At 63.5% G+C, this 21441-nt stretch carries 18 protein-coding genes and 1 riboswitch; of the genes, 6 read left to right on the top strand and 12 right to left on the bottom strand.

Going from position 1 to position 21441, the window contains the following annotated elements:
- Nucleotides 1–68: 68 nt before the first annotated feature.
- A riboswitch (cyclic di-GMP riboswitch) is annotated at nucleotides 69–156 on the top strand.
- 110 nt (nucleotides 157–266) lie between these two features.
- The 3 genes from OKC44_RS04005 to OKC44_RS03995 all read left to right on the top strand — a co-directional run bounded on the left by OKC44_RS04005 (nucleotide 267) and on the right by OKC44_RS03995 (nucleotide 7333).
- Nucleotides 267–2876, top strand: coding sequence for a glycosyl hydrolase family 18 protein (locus tag OKC44_RS04005; RefSeq protein WP_270811188.1), 2610 nt, complete (start codon nucleotides 267–269; stop codon nucleotides 2874–2876).
- 72 nt (nucleotides 2877–2948) lie between these two features.
- Nucleotides 2949–5327 (top strand): M66 family metalloprotease, encoded by a 2379-nt coding sequence (locus OKC44_RS04000; protein WP_270811186.1) that lies wholly within the window; start codon nucleotides 2949–2951, stop codon nucleotides 5325–5327.
- A gap of 83 nt (nucleotides 5328–5410) precedes the next feature.
- Entirely contained in the window at nucleotides 5411–7333 is a 1923-nt protein-coding gene (locus OKC44_RS03995) for a glycoside hydrolase family 19 protein (RefSeq protein WP_324015846.1), read from the top strand.
- A 58-nt stretch (nucleotides 7334–7391) separates the two neighbouring features.
- On the opposite strand, the gene OKC44_RS03990 is transcribed toward OKC44_RS03995, so the two are convergent.
- Entirely contained in the window at nucleotides 7392–8192 is an 801-nt protein-coding gene (locus OKC44_RS03990; RefSeq protein ID WP_016349707.1) for a putative RNA methyltransferase, read from the bottom strand.
- Between the two features lie 125 nt (nucleotides 8193–8317).
- Complete coding sequence (gene crp, locus OKC44_RS03985; protein WP_011704916.1) at nucleotides 8318–8956, bottom strand: cAMP-activated global transcriptional regulator CRP; 639 nt, start codon at nucleotides 8954–8956, stop codon at nucleotides 8318–8320.
- 311 nt (nucleotides 8957–9267) lie between these two features.
- Between crp and OKC44_RS03980 the strand changes: the two genes are divergently transcribed.
- A complete protein-coding gene (locus OKC44_RS03980; protein WP_043159607.1) occupies nucleotides 9268–9672 on the top strand; it encodes an OsmC family protein in 405 nt (134 codons plus the stop codon).
- 49 nt (nucleotides 9673–9721) lie between these two features.
- The gene (locus tag OKC44_RS03975) at nucleotides 9722–10018 is read left to right on the top strand and encodes an MliC family protein (RefSeq protein WP_011704918.1); all 297 of its coding nucleotides are present in this window, start codon (nucleotides 9722–9724) and stop codon (nucleotides 10016–10018) included.
- Nucleotides 10019–10075: 57 nt separating this feature from the next.
- Here the strand turns inward: OKC44_RS03975 and OKC44_RS03970 are convergent, their stop codons facing one another.
- From OKC44_RS03970 to arnB, 9 genes are all read right to left on the bottom strand, one after another.
- On the bottom strand, nucleotides 10076–10606 hold the full coding sequence (locus OKC44_RS03970; protein ID WP_011704919.1) for a DUF4136 domain-containing protein: 531 nt from the start codon (nucleotides 10604–10606) through the stop codon (nucleotides 10076–10078).
- Nucleotides 10607–10621: 15 nt separating this feature from the next.
- Nucleotides 10622–11491 carry a phosphoribulokinase gene (locus OKC44_RS03965; RefSeq protein ID WP_011704920.1) on the bottom strand — a complete coding sequence of 290 codons (870 nt, stop codon included), beginning with the start codon at nucleotides 11489–11491 and terminating at the stop codon, nucleotides 10622–10624.
- A 175-nt stretch (nucleotides 11492–11666) separates the two neighbouring features.
- Nucleotides 11667–12113 (bottom strand): 4-amino-4-deoxy-L-arabinose-phosphoundecaprenol flippase subunit ArnF, encoded by a 447-nt coding sequence (arnF, locus tag OKC44_RS03960; RefSeq protein ID WP_139391260.1) that lies wholly within the window; start codon nucleotides 12111–12113, stop codon nucleotides 11667–11669.
- On the bottom strand, nucleotides 12110–12454 hold the full coding sequence (locus tag OKC44_RS03955) for an EamA family transporter (protein WP_139391259.1): 345 nt from the start codon (nucleotides 12452–12454) through the stop codon (nucleotides 12110–12112). The genes arnF and OKC44_RS03955 overlap by 4 nt, the downstream gene beginning before the upstream one ends.
- On the bottom strand, nucleotides 12454–14097 hold the full coding sequence (arnT, locus tag OKC44_RS03950) for a lipid IV(A) 4-amino-4-deoxy-L-arabinosyltransferase (protein WP_270811177.1): 1644 nt from the start codon (nucleotides 14095–14097) through the stop codon (nucleotides 12454–12456). Before arnT ends, OKC44_RS03955 begins: the two co-directional genes overlap by 1 nt.
- A 69-nt stretch (nucleotides 14098–14166) precedes the next feature.
- Nucleotides 14167–15066: a 4-deoxy-4-formamido-L-arabinose-phosphoundecaprenol deformylase gene (gene arnD / locus OKC44_RS03945; RefSeq protein WP_270811174.1), complete on the bottom strand. Its 900-nt coding sequence runs from the start codon at nucleotides 15064–15066 to the stop codon at nucleotides 14167–14169.
- Nucleotides 15059–17050 carry a bifunctional UDP-4-amino-4-deoxy-L-arabinose formyltransferase/UDP-glucuronic acid oxidase ArnA gene (gene arnA, locus OKC44_RS03940; protein WP_201975857.1) on the bottom strand — a complete coding sequence of 664 codons (1992 nt, stop codon included), beginning with the start codon at nucleotides 17048–17050 and terminating at the stop codon, nucleotides 15059–15061. The genes arnD and arnA overlap by 8 nt, the downstream gene beginning before the upstream one ends.
- Nucleotides 17047–18027, bottom strand: a complete 981-nt coding sequence (gene arnC, locus OKC44_RS03935) for an undecaprenyl-phosphate 4-deoxy-4-formamido-L-arabinose transferase (RefSeq protein WP_139391255.1) — start codon at nucleotides 18025–18027, stop codon at nucleotides 17047–17049. The genes arnA and arnC overlap by 4 nt, the downstream gene beginning before the upstream one ends.
- A 6-nt stretch (nucleotides 18028–18033) precedes the next feature.
- Nucleotides 18034–19170, bottom strand: coding sequence for a UDP-4-amino-4-deoxy-L-arabinose aminotransferase (arnB, locus tag OKC44_RS03930; protein ID WP_270811162.1), 1137 nt, complete (start codon nucleotides 19168–19170; stop codon nucleotides 18034–18036).
- Between the two features lie 221 nt (nucleotides 19171–19391).
- Here arnB and OKC44_RS03925 point away from each other — a divergent pair, with 221 nt between their 5' ends.
- Nucleotides 19392–20738, top strand: a complete 1347-nt coding sequence (locus OKC44_RS03925; protein ID WP_158197888.1) for a UDP-glucose dehydrogenase family protein — start codon at nucleotides 19392–19394, stop codon at nucleotides 20736–20738.
- Nucleotides 20739–21170: 432 nt separating this feature from the next.
- Here the strand turns inward: OKC44_RS03925 and OKC44_RS03920 are convergent, their stop codons facing one another.
- Nucleotides 21171–21410, bottom strand: a complete 240-nt coding sequence (locus OKC44_RS03920) for a YheU family protein (RefSeq protein ID WP_043165088.1) — start codon at nucleotides 21408–21410, stop codon at nucleotides 21171–21173.
- Between the last annotated feature and the right edge of the window lie 31 nt (nucleotides 21411–21441).

Raw genomic sequence — 21441 nt, 5'->3', positions numbered from 1 at the left:
CGGGGGTTTGCCCTCCCTCCTTTGACTCCCTTATAGTCAGGTCGCGATTATTTTTGTCGCAAATCAAGTTGTGCAAAAGGCAAACCGGATGAAAGTCCGGGACGCAAAGCCTCCGGTCTAAGGGTCAGCAGTACCTAAGATAGCGGGGCCACCACAGGTTGTTTCGTCCATGGGCCAAGCCATGGTGCGATGTTGTCTGCGTTACCTGTCAGGTTGCGTTGCCTTTTTCGTTATCTATTCCAAGAACGAAATAAGGATATTCAACTATGTTAAGTCCAAAACCCTCCGTACTGGCGTTGTTGGTCGGGGGTCTGTGTGCCTCCTCCGCCTTCGCTGCCGCCCCCGGCAAACCCACCATCGGCTGGGGCGAAACCAAGTTCGCCATCGTCGAAGTGGATCAAGCCGCCACCTCCTACAACAAGCTGGTCAAGGTGCACGCCGATGGCGCGCCGGTCAGCGTGAGCTGGAACCTCTGGTCCGGTGATGTCGGCCAGACCGCCAAGGTACTGCTCGACGGCAAGGAGGTGTGGTCCGGTGCCGCGTCCGCTTCCGGCACCGCCAACTTCAAGGTCACCAAGGGGGGCCGCTACCAGATGCAGGTGGCGCTGTGCAACGCCGACGGCTGCACTCTCTCCGACAAGAAAGAGATCCTGGTAGCCGACACCGACGGCAGCCACCTGCTGCCGCTCAAGGCGCCGCTCAAGGAGAACAACAAGCCTTACGTCAACAAGACCGGCAAGGTGATGGGGGCCTACTACGTGGAGTGGGGGGTCTATGGTCGCAAGTTCACCGTGGACAAGATCCCGGCCCAGAACCTGACCCACATCCTCTACGGCTTCACCCCGATCTGCGGTGGCAACGGCATCAACGACAGCCTGAAAGAGATCTCCGGCAGCTTCGAGGCGCTGCAGCGCTCCTGTGCCGGCCGCGAGGACTTCAAGGTCTCCATCCACGATCCCTGGGCCGCCATCCAGATGGGGCAGGGCAATCTCACCGCCTATGACGAACCCTACAAGGGCAACTTCGGCAACCTGATGGCGCTCAAAAAGGCCTATCCGGACCTGAAGATCCTCCCCTCCATCGGTGGCTGGACCCTCTCAGACCCCTTCTTTTTCTTCGGTGACAAGACCAAGCGCGACACCTTCGTCGCCTCGGTGAAGGAGTATCTGCAGACCTGGAAATTCTTCGACGGGGTGGACATCGACTGGGAATTCCCGGGTGGCCTGGGAGCCAACCCCAACCTCGGCAGCCCCTCCGACGGCGAGACCTATGTGCTGTTGATGAAGGAGCTGCGCGCCATGCTCGACGAGCTGAGCGCAGAGACCGGCCGCACCTATGAGCTCACCTCCGCCATCAGCGCCGGCGGTGACAAGATTGCCAAGGTGGACTATCGCGCCGCCCAGCAATACATGAATCACATCTTCCTGATGAGCTACGACTTCAACGGCGCCTGGACCAACACCGGACTGGGTCACCAGACCGCGCTCTATGAATCGAGCTGGGATCCCAACACCAAGTACACCACCGACAAGGGGGTCAAGGCGCTGCTGGGTCAGGGCGTCGAGCCGGGCAAGGTGGTGGTGGGGGCCGCCATGTATGGTCGCGGCTGGACCGGCGTCAGCGGGTATCAGGGCAACAACCCCTTCACCGGCACCGCCACCGGCCCGATTGCGGGGACCGAGGCGGAAGGGATCTGGGAGAAGGGGGTCATCGACTACCGCGGCATCGCCAAGGGCAAGATGGCCGGCGACTGGCAGTACAGCTATGACGAAGTGGCCGAGGCACCGTCCGTGTTCAAGGCTGCCACCGGCGAGCTCATCACCTTCGATGACGAGCGTTCGGTCAAGGCCAAGGGGCAGTACGTGCTGGCCAACCAGCTCGGCGGCCTGTTCGCCTGGGAAATCGACGCCGACAACGGCGACATTCTCAACGCCATGCACGAGGGGCTGGGCCACGGCGATAGCACACCGCCGGTCAACAAGCCGCCGGTGGCCAACGCCGGCACCGATCTCGCGGTGACCGGGCCGGCCCAGCTGGTGCTGGACGGTTCCTCCTCCCGCGATCCGGAAGGGGCGGTGCTGAGCTACAGCTGGGCCCAGATCTCCGGTCCCAAGGCGACCCTGAGCGATGCCACCCAGGCCAAGGCCAAGCTGAGCGTCGATGCGGTGAGCCAGGACGTCAATCTGGTGTTCGAGCTGACCGTGACCGATGACCACAACCTCAGCGCCAAGGATCAGGTGGTGGTGACCAACAAGGCGCCGCAGCCCAACCTGCCGCCGGTCGTCACGGTGCAGGACAAGGTCTCGGTGCAGGCCGGCAAGCAGGTGAGCATCACCGCCAGCGCCACCGACCCCAACGGCGACACCCTGAGCTATCAGTGGAGCGTGCCGGCCGGGCTCACCGCCAGCGGTCAGAACAGCAAGACCCTGGTGGTGACGGGCCCCAGCGTCACCGTGGAGACCGGTTATGACCTCACCGTCACCGTGACCGACGGCGCCCTGGATGCCCAGGGCAAGACCCGCCTCACCGTGACCCCGGTCAGCGGTGGCGGCGACTGCAACGCCACCGATCCGGATGCCGCCAACTGGCCGGCCTGGAAGGCCTCTACCACCTACAACGGTGGCGAGAAGGTGAGCCACAACCAGCTGGTGTGGCAGGCCAAGTACTGGACCCAGGGCAACGAACCGAGCCGCACCGCCGATCAGTGGAAGCTGATAAGCCAGGTGCAGCTGGGCTGGGATGCCGGTGTCGCCTACAACGCCGGTGACGTGACCACCCACAACGGCCGTCAGTGGAAGGCCCAGTACTGGACCCGCGGCAACGAGCCCGGCAAGCACGACGTCTGGCAGGACATCGGCGCCGCCAGCTGTAAATAACCTCACCGTCAAACCCATCGGGGCATGCCAGGCATGCCCCCTTTTTTCCCCATAACAACAAAGAGCACCACCATGACCACATGCACCACACGTCTTGCCTGCCTGATCGGCGCAGCCCTGGCAAGCGGCCCGCTGCTGGCCGCCGTTCAGCCACCCACCCCGCAGGTCTTTGACGCCACCCGTCCGCAGAACGATCTGCAGGGGTCGCTGCTGGCCGGCGTCCAGTTTGCCCAGAGCCAGATCCTGCCTGCCCACCCGCGGGAGGGGGACAACCAGCCCCGCCTCACCGCCCTGCGCAAGAGCCTGCTGCTGGTGCGCCCGCTGCAGGCCGGCAACCAGGCGCCGCTGGCGCTCGAGGCCCGCGACGGTGCCGGCAAGCTGCTCGGCAGCCTCACGCTGGATCCGCCCTCCCGCCTGCCCAAGACCGCCTATTACCTGGAAGGAACGCCGGAGGAGGGGGTCGACTTCACCCCGGGCCCCGGCACCAGCACCGTCATCAACAGCAGCGGCGAGCTGGCCAGGCTGAGCGATCCGAGCGGCACCTTCCTGCTCGGCAAGTTGCAGCCCCATGCCCTGGTCACCATCCAGACCGCCGACGGCCGCTGGGTGCGCGACATCCACCTGCCGCGCGACGCGAGCCTGGAGGGCAAGATGGTGCGCCTCGCCTCCAATGCCGGCTACAACTCCACCGTCTACTTCAGTGGCCGCCAGGTAACAATCTCCCGCGGCCAGAGCCAGCAGTTCAAGTTCGTGCGTGGCCAGTGGATCCGTGATGGCGAGCTGGAAAACAACGGCATCACCTATGCCAGCGATGCCTGGAGCGCCGTGCTGCCGGCCGAGTGGATCATGCCCGGCCTCACCTTGCGCCTGAGCCAGGGGGATCTGAGCGGTGAGCTGAACGACCTCAAGGTGGGGGCGCCGGGGGAGCTGCTCATTCACACCATCGACATCGGCATGCTGACCAGCCCGCGCGACCAGTTCGCCTTTGCCAAAGATAAAGAAGCCCAGCGGGAGTATTTCCAGACCATTCCCGCCAGCCGGCTCATCGTCAGCCAGTATGCGCCGCTGTCGCTGCCGGAGGTGATGCTGCCGGATGGCACCCTGCTCACCGACTTTGATCCGAGCGAGGGGGGCTGGCACAGCGGCACCATGCGCCAGCGCATCGGCAAGGAGCTCATCTCCCTTGGCATCGACAATGCCAACTACGGCATCAACAGCACAGCCGGGGAGGGGGAGAACAGCCACCCCTACGTGGTGGCCCAGCTGGCGGCCCACAACAGCCGTGGCAAGTACGCCAACGGGGTGCAGGTGCACGGCGGCTCCGGCGGGGGCGGCATCGTCACGCTCGACGCTTCCCTTGGCAACGAGTTCAGCCACGAGGTGGGCCACAACTACGGTCTCGGCCACTACGTGGGCGGCTTTGCCGGCTCGGTGCACCGCAGCGCCGATCAGATCAATGCCACCTGGGGCTGGGATGGCGACAAGAACCGCTTCATCCCCAACTTCTTTGCGAGCCGCAGCGGCCAGAGCGCCTGCCTCGACGGCCAGTGCCAGGCCCCGTTTGACGGCCGCAAGTTTGGCTTCGACGCCATGGCCGGCGGCGAGCCGCTCTCCGGCTTCAACCGCTTCACCCTCTACACCCCCAACTCGGCCGCCATCATCCAGCGTTTCCTCGAGAGCAAGGCGGTGTTCGACACAGCGTCCCCCACCGGTTTCAGCAAGTGGAACGAAAGCCAGGCCAGGATGGAGCCCTACCGCCATCGGGTCGATCTCGCCGAGCAGATCACCGCGCCAGTGAGCGATCTGGGGGAGGCCAAGCTGGCCGCCCTGCTGGCCGAGTACGATCTGGTCAAGGTGGCCATGTGGGATGGCAACTGGACCCGCAACATCCAGCTGCCGGCCGCCTCAGCGGTCAATCGCGGCCGCATCGTCAGCATCGACTACAACGCCGGCTACAACAGCACCCTCTTCATCAACGGCCAGCAGATCACCGTCTCGCGCGGCTTCAAGAAGAGCTATCGCTCCGACGGCAGCCGCTGGAACGAGGGAGCGCCGACGGATCTGGCGGCTGATCGCAAGCCAGCTGCCTTCGGTGTGCCGGTGACCACCCTGGTCGGTTACTACGACCCGCAGGGGCAGCTGCCGAGCTACCTCTATCCGGCCCTGCACGGCGCCTACGGCTTTGCCTATAGCGATGACGGCGAGCGGCTCGGCAACAGTGACTGCCAGCTGCAGGTGGAGACCCGCGACGGTCTGCTGCGCTTCAAGCTGGCCAATCACCGGCTGAGCGCCAGCGTGATGAACAAGTTCCACGTCAACGTGCCGACCGCGAGCGAGCCGCGCAGCGCCAGCGTGCTGTGCCGCAACCAGTCACAGGCCGAGGCCCAGCTTGCTCCGGCCCCGGCCGGGCTTGGCTACACGGTCAACGGCATGCCGCTGGCGGCGCGCTGAGTGTTTTTCTCCTTTATCCTCGCGCAATGCGAGGTGCCACTGGCGGGGGCCAAGCCCCGCCTTTCATCAAGCAAGAGGTAAATATGATGACAAGAAAGTCCTCTGTGGCCACCCTGCTGGCCGGGCTCTGTCTGAGCGGTCAGCTGTGGGCCGCCAGCGCCTATGACATCAATCAGGGCTATGGCGGCGGCAGCCAAGTCAGTTTCAACGGCCAGATCTACGAGGCCAAATGGTATGCCAATCCGGGCCAGAGCCCGGGCGTGCAGGTCGCCAACGAGTGGGATTCTCCGTGGGCCCTGCTGGGGGCGGGCGAGGCGACGCCACCGGGGGATGGGGAGGGCATAGCCCCGCCCGCGCAGGGAGGCAGCGGCGCCGCTGACGGCAGCACCGTCTACCTGAGCCAGAGCGAGCTGGATGCCAGGGAGCATGCGCTCACCGACTTCCCGGCCATGACGGCGGTCAAGGCCTCCATCGCCACCCGCGACAACGCCGTGGTCGAGGCGGTGGCCCCCGGCCTGCCGCTCAACCCCGCCAACGTCAAACGGGTAGAAGGGCTGCTCAGCGAGTCGCAGTTCAACTTCCTGTTCCCGCTGCGGGCACCGGAGTACACCTATCGCGGCTTCCTGCAGGCGGTGGCCAAGTTCCCGGCCTTCTGCGGCGATTACAGTGACGGGCGCAACGCCGAGGCCATCTGCCGCAAGTCGCTGGCCACCATGTTCGCCCACTTCGCCCAGGAGACCGGCGGCCACGAGAGCTGGCGCCCCGAGCCCGAGTGGCGCCAGGGCCTGGTGTGGGTACGGGAGATGGGCTGGACCGAGCAGATGCGCGGCGGCTACAACGCCGAGTGCCGGCCGGATGTGTGGCAGGGTCAGCAGTGGCCGTGCGGCAAGTTCGACAACGGCGAGTTCAAGAGCTACTTCGGTCGTGGCGCCAAGCAGCTGTCGTACAACTACAACTACGGCCCCTTCTCCGAGGCCATGTTCGGCACTGTGCGTACCCTGCTGGACAACCCGGAGAAAGTGGCAGACACCTGGCTCAACCTCGCCAGCGCCGTGTTCTTCTTCGTCTATCCACAGCCGCCCAAGCCCTCCATGCTGCACGTGATCGACGGCACCTGGCAGCCCAACGCCCACGACCGGCAGAACGGCCTGGTGCCGGGCTTCGGGGTGACCACCCAGATCATCAACGGCGGGGTGGAGTGCGGCGGTGCGGCCGAGCATGCCCAGTCCCAGAACCGGATCACCTACTACCAGGCCCAGACCCAGTATCTGGGCGTGCCGGTGCCTGCCGACGAGGTGCTCGGTTGCAAGAACATGAAGGTCTTTGACGAGGCCGGCGCCGGCGCCCTGCCCATCTACTGGGAGAACGACTGGAGCTATGTGCCGGGCAACCCCAACGGTGGCAAGAGCTATGCCTGCAAGCTGGTGGGCTACCAGACCCGCTTCAGCGCGTTCAAGGAGCGTGACTACAGCCGTTGCGTGCAGCACTTCTTCCCCGAGGTGGTGATCGAGGACAACGGCGGTGGCACCAACCTGCCGCCAGTGGCCAGCATCAGCGGCCCGAGCGAGGCGCTGGGCGGCGCCACCGTGCTGCTCTCCGGCCAGGGCTCGAGCGATCCGGAAGGCAAACCCCTCAGTTACGCCTGGACCCTGCCTGCCGGGGCCAGCGCCTCGGATCTGACACAGTCCACCCTGAGCGCCATCCTGCCGCCGACCCCGGCCAGCGACACCCGCTACGGCTTCGTGCTCAAGGTGACCGACGACAAGGGGCTGAGCCGCAGCGCCACCCACGAGATCCTGATCAAGGGCAGCGGCGGTACCACGCCGCCGGATGGCAACCCGCCCTACAAGGAGGGCACCGCTTACAAGGCCGGTGACAAGGTGAGCAACCTGGGCGGCAACTACCAGTGCAAGCCCCATCCCTACACCGGCTGGTGTGCCGGCGCGGCCTGGGCCTATGAGCCCGGCAAGGGCACGGCCTGGAGCGATGCCTGGATCAAGCTGTAACGACATCTCCGCGCAATAAAAAAGGCCCGTCAGGGCCTTTTTCATGGGGTGAGTGCGCTCACAGCGGCTTTTGCCACAGACTCAGCAGCAGATCCTGCTCAAGTTCGTCCGGTCCCTGATGGCTGAAGGCGTGGCGCTGCTCGCCGCTGGCGCGCCAGCCGAGGCGGCTGGTCTCCAGGATGAAGCTGCGCAGGCCCTGGTCCATCTGCATGCTGAACTGGCAGCGCAGCTGACCCATGGGATTGAGGCCGGCCAGGCTCGGCCAGCTCAGCGGGTGCTCCATGCTGACCGGGTTGAGGCTGACCCTCAGCTGCCACTGGTGGCGGGGGCCGGGTTGCAGGTAGAGCAGGTAGCCGCCCGGTGCCAGCCAGCTGACCAGCTGCTCGGTCTTGACCTTGAGATCGTTGACCAGCAGCAACTGGGCCGTGCCCGGCAGGATCGGGGCGCGGGCCGGATCGGCGATGACGAACTGAGCGTCCGGCTGCGCCTTGTTGGCGGCAAAGATGGTGTTCTTGGCGATGTCGACGCCGGCAAATTGCCAGCCCGGCAGGCGCTCGGCCAGGGTCCGGCAGTAGTAACCCTCGCCACAGCCCAGGTGGATCAGCTCGCGCGGCTCGAGGGGGGCAAGCAGGCTGGCCATCGCCTCGACCAGCGGCAGCTGGTGGCCCTGCTCGAGGAAGTGGCGTTTGGCGCGCATCAGGGCGCGGCTGTCGCTGTCCTTGGGATTCTTCTTGCCGGGGATGAGATCCAGATAGCCTTCCGGCGCGGGATCGAAATGGTGCTTGTTGGCGCAGTAGACCCCGCGGGAGGCTTCATGAAGTTGCAGCGGGCTGCGACAGATAGGGCATTGCAGGTGCATAGGATTTCTCTTGGCGAAGGCCATGACGGCAGGGGCGTTCGGGATTATAGGGGAGACGATCAGAAAAGGCTGCCGTGGCAGCCTTTTTTATCCGGCGACCCAGTGCGGGGCCGCCAGTAACGGGATCAGCGAGTGCCGAACACCACTATGGTCTTGCCGTGGGCGGAGATCAGCTCCTGCTCTTCGAGCATCTTGAGGATCCGGCCGACGGTTTCACGGGAGCAGCCGACGATCTGGCCTATCTCCTGACGGGTGATCTTGATCTGCATGCCATCCGGGTGGGTCATGGCGTCCGGCTGCTTGGCCAGGTTCAGCAGGGTCTGGGCGATCCGGCCGGTCACGTCCAGGAAGGCGAGGTTGCCGACTTTCTGGCTGGTGTGCTGCAGGCGGGCCGCCATCTGGCCGGAGAGGCGCATCAGGATTTCCGGGTTGACCTGGATCAGCTGGCGGAACTTCTTGTAGGAGATCTCGGCCACTTCACAGGAACCTTTGGCACGCACCCAGGCGGAACGCTCCGGGTTTTCGCTCTCCTCGAACATCCCCATCTCGCCCAGGAAGTCGCCCTGGTTCAGATAGGAGAGGATCATCTCCTTGCCTTCATCGTCCTTGATCAAGACGGCCACAGTGCCCTTGACGATGTAGTAGAGGGTTTCCGCTTTCTCACCCGCGTGGATCAGGGTGCTCTTGGCGGGATACTTATGAATGTGGCAGTGCGACAAGAACCATTCCAGGGTGGGATCGCTTTGCGGTTTGCCAATGACCATGAGAATTCCTCTGTAGTGTCTTTTTATGGACTCGTGCGTCCGGGCAAGCTGCCAACCTTGCCATTCCTTGTATTAGTCGCAGTAGGATAAGAGCCTTTGTCTGTGCTGACAAGGCTTTGAGGGCTTTTGCCAGCTCCCCTTGCAACCCCTGCTGCGTTCCGTTCGCCATTGTAGGGAAGATGGGGGCATCAGATGTTGATTTTGATCTAGTTAGTCAGGAAGTTCGTGAAAATGGCGGATATGTGCCGCTGTCGCGTCGTCTGCGGTATGCTATGTCAGTCAGATCTGTCGTCATCAAGAGGAAATGTGAAATGAAAGCCAAGGTCAGCTGGGTGGAAGGCATGCAGTTTGTGGGCGAGAGTGAGTCCGGTCACAAGGTGATCCTGGACGGTGCCAACCCCGGCGAAGGTGCCAGCCCGATGGAGATGATCCTGCTGGCGGTGGGCGGTTGCAGCTCGATCGACGTGGTCTCCATCCTGGAGAAGGCGCGTCAATCCGTGACCGCCTGCCATGTGGAGCTGGCCGGTGAGCGGGCTGACTCGGTGCCGCGGGTATTCGAGAAGATCCACCTCCACTTCGTGGTGACCGGCAAGGAGCTGGCCGAAAAGCAGGTGGCCCGCGCTGTGGATCTGTCGATGGAAAAATATTGTTCAGTTTCCCTGATGTTGGAAAAAGCGGTAGAAATTACCCATAGTTATCAAATTCTTGAAGCCTGATAGCAGTGGCTCTTCCGATCGAATAACACCATGACATAAGGAAAGTGCAATGAAAAAGATGATAGCGTTACTCCCCCTGCTGGGGCTGGCAGCCTGCAGCATGCCGCAACCGACCCAGTACCAGTACAGCCAGTATCAGTGCGGTGAAGAGCTGCTGGCCGTGACCTATGATGCCCAGGCCGACATGGTGCAGTTCCCCTATGCCGGGGTCTATCACAAGCTGGGCCGGGTCGAGGCGGAGTCCGGTGCCAAGTATTCCGACGGTGTGACCACCTTCTGGAATCAGGAGAAGCAGGCCATCCTCAGCCAGAAAGGGGTAACCCTGCTGACTTGCCAGCGCAAGTGATCGTCATGGTGTGATGACAACGGCCTGCTCAATGCAGGCCGTTTTGCATATTGGGGGTCAGTGCGGCAGGGCGTTGAGCATCTTGGCGGCCAGTTGCTGGCTCAGTTGCTGACGCTCCCCTTCGGCGATGGCCACGTCGCTGGCCAGGGAGATGGCGCTGCTCCACACCGCCTGCTGGGTGCGCCGGTCGAGCAGCACGATGGCCAGGGTGCCCTTGCGGGCATCGGCCTTGGCCTGCAACCCCGGTGTCATGCCGAGGCGGGCGAAGATCTCGCCATCGCTCAGATCCTTGCTGCCGGCCACCCCGATGGCGACCCACACATCGGCCTCGTCGAGGGGCACGCTCTGCCACCCCTTGCGCCCCAGCTCCTGATTGACCGCCTGTTGCACCGGCTCCAGCCAGCCCTCGGCGCTGTCGCCGGCATACTGGAACTGCTCGGCCAGCGCATAGCGCGGCGTCGCCCCGAAAGGCCAGCTGGCCGCCGGGCGCACCACCATGGTGCCCGCTTCCAGGGTCGGCGCGGCCGGGCCGCTGCTGCAGCCACCCAGCAGGGCGGCCAATCCCACAGAGATAAACGCTAACCGCATCATCAGCTCCTTGGCTCAGGTGATCTTGCCGGTTTCAATCAGTTGCTGGATCAACGGGCGCAGGATCAGCTCCATCGCGAAGCCCATCTTGCCGCCCGGCACTACGATGGTGTTCATCCGTGACATGAAGGATCCGTCGATCATCGACAGCAGGTAGGGGAAATCCACCTGCTTGATGCCGCGAAACCGTATCACCAGCATACTCTCGTCCAGACTCGGGATCACCTTGGCGCTGAAGGGGTTGGAGGTATCCACCGTCGGCACCCGCTGGAAGTTGATGTGGGTACGGGAGAACTGGGGGGTGATGAAGTTGATGTAGTCATCCATGGAGCGGACGATGGAGTCGGTGACCGCCTCGCGCGAATGGCCGCGCTCCGAGGTATCGCGAATGAGCTTCTGGATCCACTCCAGGTTGACGATGGGCACCACCCCGATGAGGAAGTCCACGTGGCGGGCCACGTTGTGCTCATCGGTGACCACGCCGCCGTGCAGCCCCTCATAGAACAGCAGGTCGGTGTCGCTCGGCAGGTTCTGCCAGGGGGTGAAGGTGCCCGGCATCTGGTTGAAGGGCACCGCCTCGTCGAAGCTGTGCAGGTAGCGACGATACTGACCGCTGCCGTTCTGGCCGTACTCCTGAAAGAAGCTCTCCAGCAGGCCGAAGTCGTTGGCCTCGGGGCCGAAATAGCTGATGTGGCGCCCCTGTTCGCGCGCCTTGCGGATCGCCACGTCCATTTCCGGGCGGGTGTAGCGATGAAAACTGTCTCCTTCCACCACGGCTGCCTGATAACCGAGCTGATGAAACATGGAGCGAAAGGCGTTGGTGGAGGTGGAGGTGCCGGCCCCGGACGAACCGGTAACCGCAATGATGGGATGCTTTGCCGACATAGAATTCTCTCTTCCTTGGGAGTTCCGTTATAAAGGCATGTTCCGAGTGCGGTCAAGTGTGCGACCTGACAGTACCACCGCGCAACTGCTTCGCGGGCGTGCCAGCGTGCGGGCATCGGCGGCAGACGCAAAAAAGGGCTGCCGTGGCAGCCCTTGCGATAAACAAAGAGAAAAACTAGCCGGCCTGCTTGGTGCCGGCCGCAGGTTTGATCCCCACCAGCACGGCCCCCAGCAGGATGAACAGCACCCCGAGCGCCTTGCCGGGCTCCAGCGGCTCGGCGAAGAGCGGGATGTTGACCGCCAGCAGGTAGACCAGCGCATAGCTGGTGCTGAGCAGGGGGTAGGCGATGTTGAGCGGGGTGGAGTGCAGTGCCGCCAGCCAGCAGAGCAGCGACAGGGCGTAGCAGCCCACCCCGGCCAGGATCACCAGCAGCGGCAGCGGATGGGCCAGCATCACGGCGAGATCCATCTGCCAGGTCGGCAGCTGTATCACCCCCCACTTCATGCCGAGTTGGGCGGCTGTCACCAGCAAGATGCTGCCGAGCACGTAGAGATACCCCTTCAGCGCCGCTCTTGCAGGGCTGGCCGGTCGTTGGCCAGCGTGCGGATGACCATCTTTCATAGCCAGCCTCCCAGCAGCAGGGCGCCCACTATGATGGCTCCCACCCCCAGCCAGTTGTGGTAGCTGATCTGCTCGTGAAAGAACAGTCTGGAACCCACCAGTACCAGCACCAGATTGATGCTGAGCATGGGGTAGGCCATGCCAAGCGGCAGCCGCTGCAGCAGGTAGATCCAGAGCAGCATGCCGCAGCCGAGCGCCGCCACGCTGGCGATGAGCCAGGGTGAGCGCAGCTTCTGCCAGTGGTTGCAGGGCCGGCGCTGCCAGCTGACGACCGCCTGCTTTTGCAGCATCTGGCCGCTGCAGGTCAGCAGGCACACCAGCAACAGCAGCAGGATGTCCATCACTGGGCCCCGTGGTAGATGAGCAGGGTCAGCCGGTGGCTGACGATGGTCTCGTCGGCGGGGGGCACGGGCCCGGTGTTGCCGTCGCGATCGGTCTTCATCAGCAGGGCCACCTGGCCATTTTTACGCGCTTGTTCCAGCCAGGCCGGGAAGTCGGCACGGGCCACGTAGCGCCCCGCCGCATCCGGGTAGCCGAGGCCGTAATGCACCTCGCCCTTGCTGTCTAACAGGTTGATCTCGCTGCGCTGGGTGCCCCAGGCGAGGGAGGAGGCCAGTCCGACGTCATTGGCCAGCAGGGTGCCCGACTTCATCAGCACGGCCTGATTGGCTTCGATGAAGCGCTCCGGTAGCTTGGAGTCGATTAGCGATTGCGGCAGCGCCCAGGGCAGGCCGATGGCCAGTACCATGGGGCAGAGCGCGCTCAGGATCCAGCGGCGGCTGACCTCTTTCAACTGGATGAAGCCGAGCAGACTCCAGCCGGCGAAGATGACCATGGCCACCGCCAGCGCACCGTGATCCTCCTCGCCATAGACGGCGTGGCTGGGGGCGAACGCCAGCACGGCCAGTACCACCAGGCAGATGAGGCCGAACAGGCCGTTCAGCCAGGCGTTGACCCGCAAGGCCCGCTCTTTCCCCTCCTTGAGCAGGTCGACGGCGCTGGCGGCCATCAGCATGGCCAGCGGGGCGAAGCAGGGCAGGATGTAGGTGAGCAGCTTGCCCTTGGCAATGCTGAAGAACAGCAGGGGCAGGATCACCCAGGCCAGCAGGTAGAGGGTTTCCGGGTTTATCTTGCGCTCCTGCCAGCCCTTGCGCAGGGCGCCGGGCAGCAGGCCGAGCCAGGGCAGGGTGCCGAGCAGCCCCATGGGCAGGTAGTACCAGAACGGCGCCTTGTGCTGGGCGTTGTCGGCGGCGAAGCGCTGGATGTGTTCAACCCAGAAGAAGTAGTGCCAGTAGTCCGGTTCGCGCAGGTGCACGGCGATGGCCCAGGGGGCGGCCAGCAGGACCGCGCTCAGGATGGCCAGCGGCCCGAAGCGCACCAGCTCGAGCAGGCGGCGCTGATAGATGACGTAGGGCACGATGACCACCACGGGCACCGCCAGGGCGATGAAGCCCTTGGTGAGAAAACCCATGCCGCAGGCGAGGCCGAACAGCAGATAACCACCGACCCGGCTGCCAAGGGAGCCCTCCTTGCGGATGATGTAGAAGCTCACCATGGCGGCGTTGAGCCAGAGGGTGACCATGGCGTCCAGCAGGCTGTAGGTGCCGATGCCGTAGACGATCAGCAGCGACAGATAGATGAGCCCGGTCAGGAAGGCCTTGCGCCGGCATTGCCACAGCTGCAGGGCAAACCAGCAGATCAGCAGGGCGCTCAGACCGGTGGCGGCGGCCGAGGCGAAGCGCACGGCGAAGTTGGTGTCACCGAACAGCTGCTGGCTGATGCTGTTGAACCAGTAGCCGGCGATGGGTTTCTCGAAGTAGCGCAAGCCCAGGAAGTGGGGGACGACCCAGTCGCCGGTGCTCACCATCTCCCGGCTGATCTCGGCGTAGCGGTTTTCGTCCGGGCTCCAGAGCGGCCGCTGGTCGAGCGGCAGCAGGTAAAAGAAGAGAAAGAACAGGGGCAGGGCCCACTTGGTCAACGTCATGACATCCTCTGTTGCATGGTGTGATTAGCGCGATGGTTAGTCCTGCCACCCGAGGTGGCGTCATTCATCTCAGGCCTCGGCCTTGCAGCCGAGCCAGCCCTCCCGTCCGGGCAGGGTGCCGCGTACCAGCCGGCCGGTCGGCAGCATGGTCGGGTCGGATGGTAACAGATCCCCGAGCGGCACGAAGCGGATGCCGCGCGCCCTGGCTTCGCCGAGCAGGGCATCGAACTGCTCGGCCATCACGATCCCTTCCACTTCGGCGTGGATGGTGTAGACGTGAGGGCTCTGCGCCGGCGGGGTCGCCAGCTGATCCAGCAGGAAACGGTTGAAACCGTCGACCGTCACCTGATGGCCCACCACCTCGTCGAAGGTGGGCAGGTTGACCGGGATCTGCGGGGTGCCGGGGCGGCCATCCTGCAGCAGGGGCCGAAACAGGCCGCTGCCGCGACAGTCGCTGTTGTAGCGAAAGCCGAACTGCTCCTTGGCCTGGGTGGTGAGCGGGTCGGCGCGCCAGCCGGCGGCGGCGGAGCAGTCCACTTCGCGCCCCAGGATCTGGTTGAGCGCATCCACCCCGAGCCGGGTCTGACTAGCCAGCTCGGCTTGGTCCCAGCGGCCGGTGTTGGCCTGCCAGCCGTGGTGATCCCAGGCGTGCAGCCCCACCTCGTGACGGGCGCTGTCGGTGTCGCGCATCAGGGAACCGAGCTGCTTGCCGATGGACTTGCCGGGCCAGGCGGTGCCGGCCAGCAGGATGTCCAGCCCATAGAGGGATGCTGCGTTGGAGCGCAGCATCTTGAGCAGAAAGCGGGGTTTTAGCAGGCGCCACAAGTGGCGCCCCATGTTGTCCGGTCCGACCGAGAAGAAGAAGCTCCCCTTGACCTGATGCTTGTCGAGCAGTTGCAGCAGGCGGGGCACCCCGTCACGGGTCCCCCTGAAGGTATCGACGTCGATCCGCAGACCTACCTCAGTCATGCTCGACTCCCGTCGTGACCGCCCCTTGCAGGAAGAAGTCCAGGGTGTTGCCGATGGTCTCTTCCATCTCGATGGTCGGTTCCCAGTCCAGCAGGCGGCGGGCATTGGCGATGCTCGGCCGGCGGTGGGAGACGTCCTGATAGCCGTCACCGTAGAAGGATTTGCTCTCCACCAGCTTGAAGCCGGCAAACGGCGGGAACTGGTCGCGCAGCGGGTGAGCCTCGAACTTGGCGAGCAGGATCTCGGCCATCTGCTGGATGCTGGCCTCGTTGTCCGGGTTGCCGATGTTGATGATCTGGCCGTCGCAGCGGTTCTCCTTGTTCTCGATGATGCGGAACAGGGCCTCGATGCCGTCCTCGATGTCGGTGAAGCAGCGCTTCTGGGCGCCGCCGTCCACCAGCTGGATCGGGGTGCCGTCCACCAGGTTGAGGATCAGCTGGGTGATGGCGCGGGAGCTGCCGATGCGGGCGGAGTCCAGGCTGTCCAGACGCGGCCCCATCCAGTTGAAGGGACGGAAGAGTGTGAAGTTGAGCCCCTCTTTCTTGCCGTAGGCCCAGATCACCCGATCCAGCAGCTGCTTGGAGACCGAGTAGATCCAGCGCTGCTTGTTGATGGGGCCGACGATGAGGCGGGAGCTGTCTTCATCGAAGCTGTGATCGTCGCACATCCCGTACACCTCGGAGGTGGAGGGGAAGATGATGCGCTTGTGGTACTTCACGCAGTAGCGGACGATCTTGAGGTTCTCCTCGAAGTCGAGCTCGAACACGCGCAGCGGGTTGCGGGTGTACTCGATGGGGGTGGCGATGGCCACCAGCGGCAGGATCACGTCGCACTTCTTGATGTGATACTCGATCCACTCGGTGTGGATGCTGATGTCCCCCTCCACGAAGTGGAAGTTGGGGTGACCGATGAAGCGGTCCACCGCGCTGGAGCCGATGTCGAGGCCATACACCTCGTAGCCGCCATCCTGGAGCAGACGCTCGGTCAGGTGGTTGCCGATGAAGCCGTTGACGCCGAGGATCAGCACCCGGGTCAGCCGCGCCTTGCGCAGGGCATTGCTCGCCTTGGCGCCGATCTTCATCCCTTCGACCAGCCCCAGTTCGCGGGCCAGCTGGGCGCCGCGCACATAGAGTCCGCCTTCGGCCTGACCGGCCACTATCTCCAGCACCCCTTCACCGCAGGCGATGCGCAGCGGCTCCTGGCTCAGGATGGTGCCCGGCTGCTTGTCGCTCTGCTGGGCCAGCCAGTGGCTCTTCCATACCGTCAGCTTGCGATCGCCGGCGAAGCTGAAGGCGCCCGGGTAGGGTTGGGTGACAGCGCGCACCAGGTTGTGCAGTTCGCGGGCCGGGCGGTGCCAGTGCAGCTCGCCATCGGCCGGGGTGCGGCGGCCATAGTAGCTGGCCTTGCTCTCATCCTGCGGGGTGAGGCGGATGTCGCCGGCGCGCAGCTTGGGCAGCTCCTGCTCCAGCAGTGCCCGGGCGGCGAGGCGCACCTTGCCGTGCAGGGTCAGCGCGGTGTCGTCGTCGGCAATGGTCACCGCCTGCTGGGCGACGATGGCGCCTGCGTCGGGCTTGGCGGTCATCTGGTGCAGGGTGATGCCGGTCTCGCTTTCACCGTTGACCAGGCACCAGTTGATGGGGGCACGACCGCGATAAGCTGGCAGCAGGGAGCCGTGCAGGTTGAAGGCGCCGACGGTCGGGATGTCGAGGATCGCCTGCTTGAGCATGTTGCGGTAGTAGAAGGAGAAGAGGGCCTGGGGCGCCAGCTCGCGAATGCGCTCGATCCAGAGCGGGTGGTTCACGTCCTCGGGGGAGTAGACCGGCAGGTTGTGCTCGGCGCAGAGCTGGGCGACCGAGCCGAAGAAGCGATTCTCGCCCGGATCATCGGCGTGGGTGAAGACGGCCTGGATCTCGTAGCCTGCCTCGAGCAGGGCCTCGATACCGGTGCAACCGATATCGTGATAAGCAAAGACGACGACTTTCATTGTTCAGCTTCCTGTTGCGAAGGGGTGGTGGCGCTGCGCACGATCTGGTGGATGAAGTAGCGGGGACGGGCGCGCACGTCGGTGTACATGCGGCCTATGTATTCTCCCAGCAGCCCCATGCCCAGCAGCTGCACGCCGACAAAGGTGAAGAGAATGGCAAAGAGGGTGAAGACGCCATCGGCGGCCCAGTCGGCGCCCAGAATGAGGCGCATCAGGATCAGCAGGATGGAGAAGGTAAAGCCGATGCCCGCCACCACGCTGCCGACGATGCTGAGCAGCCGCAGCGGGGTGGTGGTCATGCAGGTGACCAGGTCATACATCAGGTTGATGAGGTGCATCAGCCCGTATTTGGACTCGCCGTGGGCACGCTCGGCGTGGCCCACTTCCAGCTCGATGGTGCGGCGAGCGAAGTTGTTGGCCAAGATGGGGATGAAGGTGCTGCGCTCCTGGCAGCAGAGCATGGCGTCGATGATGTGACGGCGATAGGCGCGCAGCATGCAGCCGTAGTCGCTCATGTGCACGCCAGTGGCCTTTTGCACCGACTTGTTGATGAGCTTGGAGGCGGTTTTGCGAAACCAGGAGTCCTGCCGGTTGCGGCGCATGGTGCCCACCACGTCGTAGCCCTGCATGGCGGCTTCGACCAGGCGAGGGATCTCCTCCGGCGGGTTTTGCAGATCAGCATCCAGGGTGATCACCAGATCCCCCTTGGCGGTCTCGAAGCCGGCCATGATGGCGGCGTGCTGACCGTAGTTGCGGTTGAGCAGCACCCCGACCAGCTTGCTGCCCTCAACGGCGGCGGCGTCTCTGATGAGCTCGGTGGAGCCGTCGTGGCTGCCGTCGTCGATCAGGATCACTTCGTAATCCTGTGACAGCTGATCGCAGGCTGCGGTGACCCGGCTCAGCAGCGCGGGCAGGCTGGCCTCCTCGTTGTAGACGGGGATGACCACCGAAACCAGCTTGATGTCAGTGTTGTTCACGTTGCATTACTCCAATATGTCGATAAGGGCCGCAACCACGCGGTCGACGTCGGCCAGCGTCATGTCCGGGAAGAGTGGCAGGGTGCACAGGCGTGACGAGTTCCACTCGGTATGAGGCAGGCTGAGGGTCGGGTAGCGTTCACGGTAGTATTTCTGGGTGTGGGCCGCACGAAAGTGCAGACCGGTACCGATGCCGCGCTCCTGCAGTGCCTGCATCAGCTGATCCCGGTCGAGCCCGCAGCGATCGGGGTCGACCCGTACCATGAACAGGTGCCAGGCGTGCAGGTGGGGGTAGCCCGGCACGGCGAGCGGCGCCAGCGGCAGACCGGCCAGCCGCTCCTGGTAGCGTGCCACCAGTTCGGCCCGTTTGGCGTTGAGCTCGGGCAGGCGCGCCAGCTGCACCAGGGCGATGGCTGCGTTGATGTCGGCCAGATTGTATTTGAAGCCCGGGGTGATCACCTCCGCCTGCGGTTTGCGGCCCAGGCTCATGCGATCAAAGGCATCCACCCCCAGGCCGTGGAATTTGAGCATCCGAACCTTGTCCGCCAGCGCCTTGTCGTCGGTCACCAGCATGCCTCCTTCGGCGCAGGTCAGGTTCTTGATGGCGTGGAAGGAGAAGATGGCGGTGCCGCTGGCGCCGATCCAGCGCTCCCGGTAGCGGGTGCCGACCGCGTGGGCGGCATCCTCGATGACCGCAATGCCGTGGCGGCCGGCCAGCGTCAGGATCGGATCCAGATCGACCGGGGCGCCGGCGTAGTGGACCGGGATGATGGCTTTGGTGTTGGCGGTGATGAGCGGCGCGATCAGCTCGGCGCTGGTCATCAGGGTATCCGGGTCCACGTCGACGAAGACCGGCTCGGCACCCAGCAGGGTGATGATGTTGATGGTGGAGACCCAGGTCTGGGAGGGGGTGATCACCTCATCTCCCGGGCCTATGCCCAGCGCCAGCAGGGTGACGTGCATGCTGGCGGTGGCGGAGCAGAGCGCGACCGCGTGCTGGCAGCCGAATGTGTCGCAGAATTGCTGTTCCAGTTCATGATTCTTCGGGCCCGTGGTGATCCAGCCCGATTTCAATACGTCACAGACAGCACTTATCTCGGCATCACCGATGGCGGGCCTCGAAAATGGCAGAAAATCTTGCATAAGAGATCCAACGAAGAATATTAATCAGTGCCCGTAAAAGCGGGCAGCCCCAAAAATTGCACTCAACATAACGTATATAAAAGCGGGCCTGCAATGGTCCAGAAACAGCTGGTAACAATTAACTGGTGCGGTCATCTTAGGTAATGTGATAAATATTTATAACCCCCCCCAACTCTTGTTTTTCCAAATTACATCTTCTCTGACATTTTGGTTGTATCAATATGAACATTACTGTATTTGGAAGTGGCTACGTGGGCCTGGTTCAGGCCACCGTACTGGCCGACGTCGGTCATCAGGTTATCTGTGTCGATGTCGATGAACAGAAGGTGGCAGCCCTGATGGATGGCCAGGTGCCCATCTATGAACCCGGTCTCGAATCCCTGCTGCAGCGCAACATCAAGAGCGGTTCCCTGGTGTTCACCACGGATGCCGTGCTGGCCGTCAAACACGGCGATGTGCAGTTTCTGGCGGTAGGCACGCCACCGGGGGAAGATGGTTCCGCCGATCTGAGCCACGTGCTGACGGTGGCCGAGACCATCGCCCAGTATCGTGATCGGCCCGTCATCATCGTCAACAAGTCGACCGTGCCGGTGGGCACCGCCGACAAGGTGACCGCCAGGGTCAACGCCATCCTGCAGCAGCGGGATCAGTCGTTCGCCTTCGACGTGGTCTCCAACCCCGAGTTTCTGAAAGAGGGCTCCGCCATCCAGGATTGCCTGCGGCCGGATCGCATCGTGGTGGGCACCGCCAACGAGGCCTCCCGCCAGCTGATGCGCGAGCTCTACGAGCCATTCAACCGCAACCACGACCGCATCCTGTTCATGGATGTGCGCAGCGCCGAGCTGACCAAGTACGCCGCCAACTGCATGCTGGCCACCAAGATAAGCTTCATCAACGAGATGGCCGGACTGGCCGAGCGGGTCGGCGCCGACATCGAGATGGTGCGCCAGGGGATAGGCTCGGATCAGCGCATCGGCTATCAGTTCATCTACCCGGGTTGTGGCTATGGCGGCTCCTGTTTTCCCAAGGATGTCAAAGCCTTGCTGGCCACGGCCCAGGAGCTGGAGTACGACACGCCGCTGATCCGGGCGGTGGAGCGAGTCAATGAATTGCAAAAATCGCGGCTGTTTCAGCTGCTGTCAGCGTTCTTTTGCGCCGAAGGGGAGAGCCTGGCCGGCAAGACCATCGCCCTGTGGGGGCTGGCGTTCAAGCCCAACACCGACGACATGCGCGAGGCGCCGAGCCGGGCCTTGATGGAGGCGCTGTGGCAGGCCGGGGCGACTGTGCAGGCCTACGATCCCGAGGCGATGCAGGAGGCCCAGCAGATCTATGGCAACTGTGACAAGCTGCGGCTGATGGGCACCAAGGAGGCGGCGCTGTTTGGTGCGGATGCCCTGGTGATCTGCACCGAGTGGAACCATTTCAAGGCCCCCAATTTTGCCGCCATCAAGCAGGCGTTGCGCCATCCGCTGATCGTCGATGGCCGCAACCTGTTTGATCCGGGCCGGATGAAAGATCATGGTTTTCATTACTACGCCATTGGGCGGGGCGAATCGGTAATGAAATAAAAAGACCATGCCACGCTGCCACCAAGTTTCAGTGCCATGGCAGTGCGGCATATCTTCACGCTGAACAAGACTATTTTCGTCACTATTGTCGGTGAGCGTCCTTGTCATATTTATTTAATATTGTGAGCTGATTCACTTTATTAATTTTATATTGCCGCTATGGCCAGGTTCTCTGCATGGCTCGCCACTATTAATTAAACCGGTATTTATATGGCCTATTTCCCCGCAGCATATTGCCGCGGGGCACCAATCAATGCATAACATCCGGCAGAGCGCACTCTGCTCACAATAAAAATGGCCCTCCGCCAGTGCGGAAGGCCATTTTTATTTTCTGAAAAGGGCGCGCCAGCCCGGCGGGAACTGTCGGGTTGGTGCCGCCATCGTGTCGGCCCGGCTGGCAAGACCCAGATCGGGATGGCAATGGGCCGGCTATTACGGTATATCGTCCACCTGAGCCCGGTCTAGGGTCGCCTTGGGCACTATGTTCACGCTTTCGTGCAGCTCGCTGTAAACGATCACGGCCAGCCCCTGCTGCAGCTGTGTCCTGACATCGGCGACCTTGTCGGCCAGACTGACATCATGTTCGCCGTACTCGGTGCCCTCTTGCAGCACGAAGTGCTCGAGCAGGTTGTTGAGGGTGTCTGCATCCAGCTCTTGCCAGGGGATAATCATGGTTTCATCTTCCGTTACCAGAGAGCGGGTA

It is taken from the genome of Aeromonas sp. S41-2 (assembly GCF_027705845.1).
GTDB classification, from domain to species: domain Bacteria; phylum Pseudomonadota; class Gammaproteobacteria; order Enterobacterales; family Aeromonadaceae; genus Aeromonas; species Aeromonas hydrophila.
The sequence above is the reverse complement of the archived record's forward strand: the minus strand, read 5'-3'. Positions and strand labels throughout refer to the sequence as shown.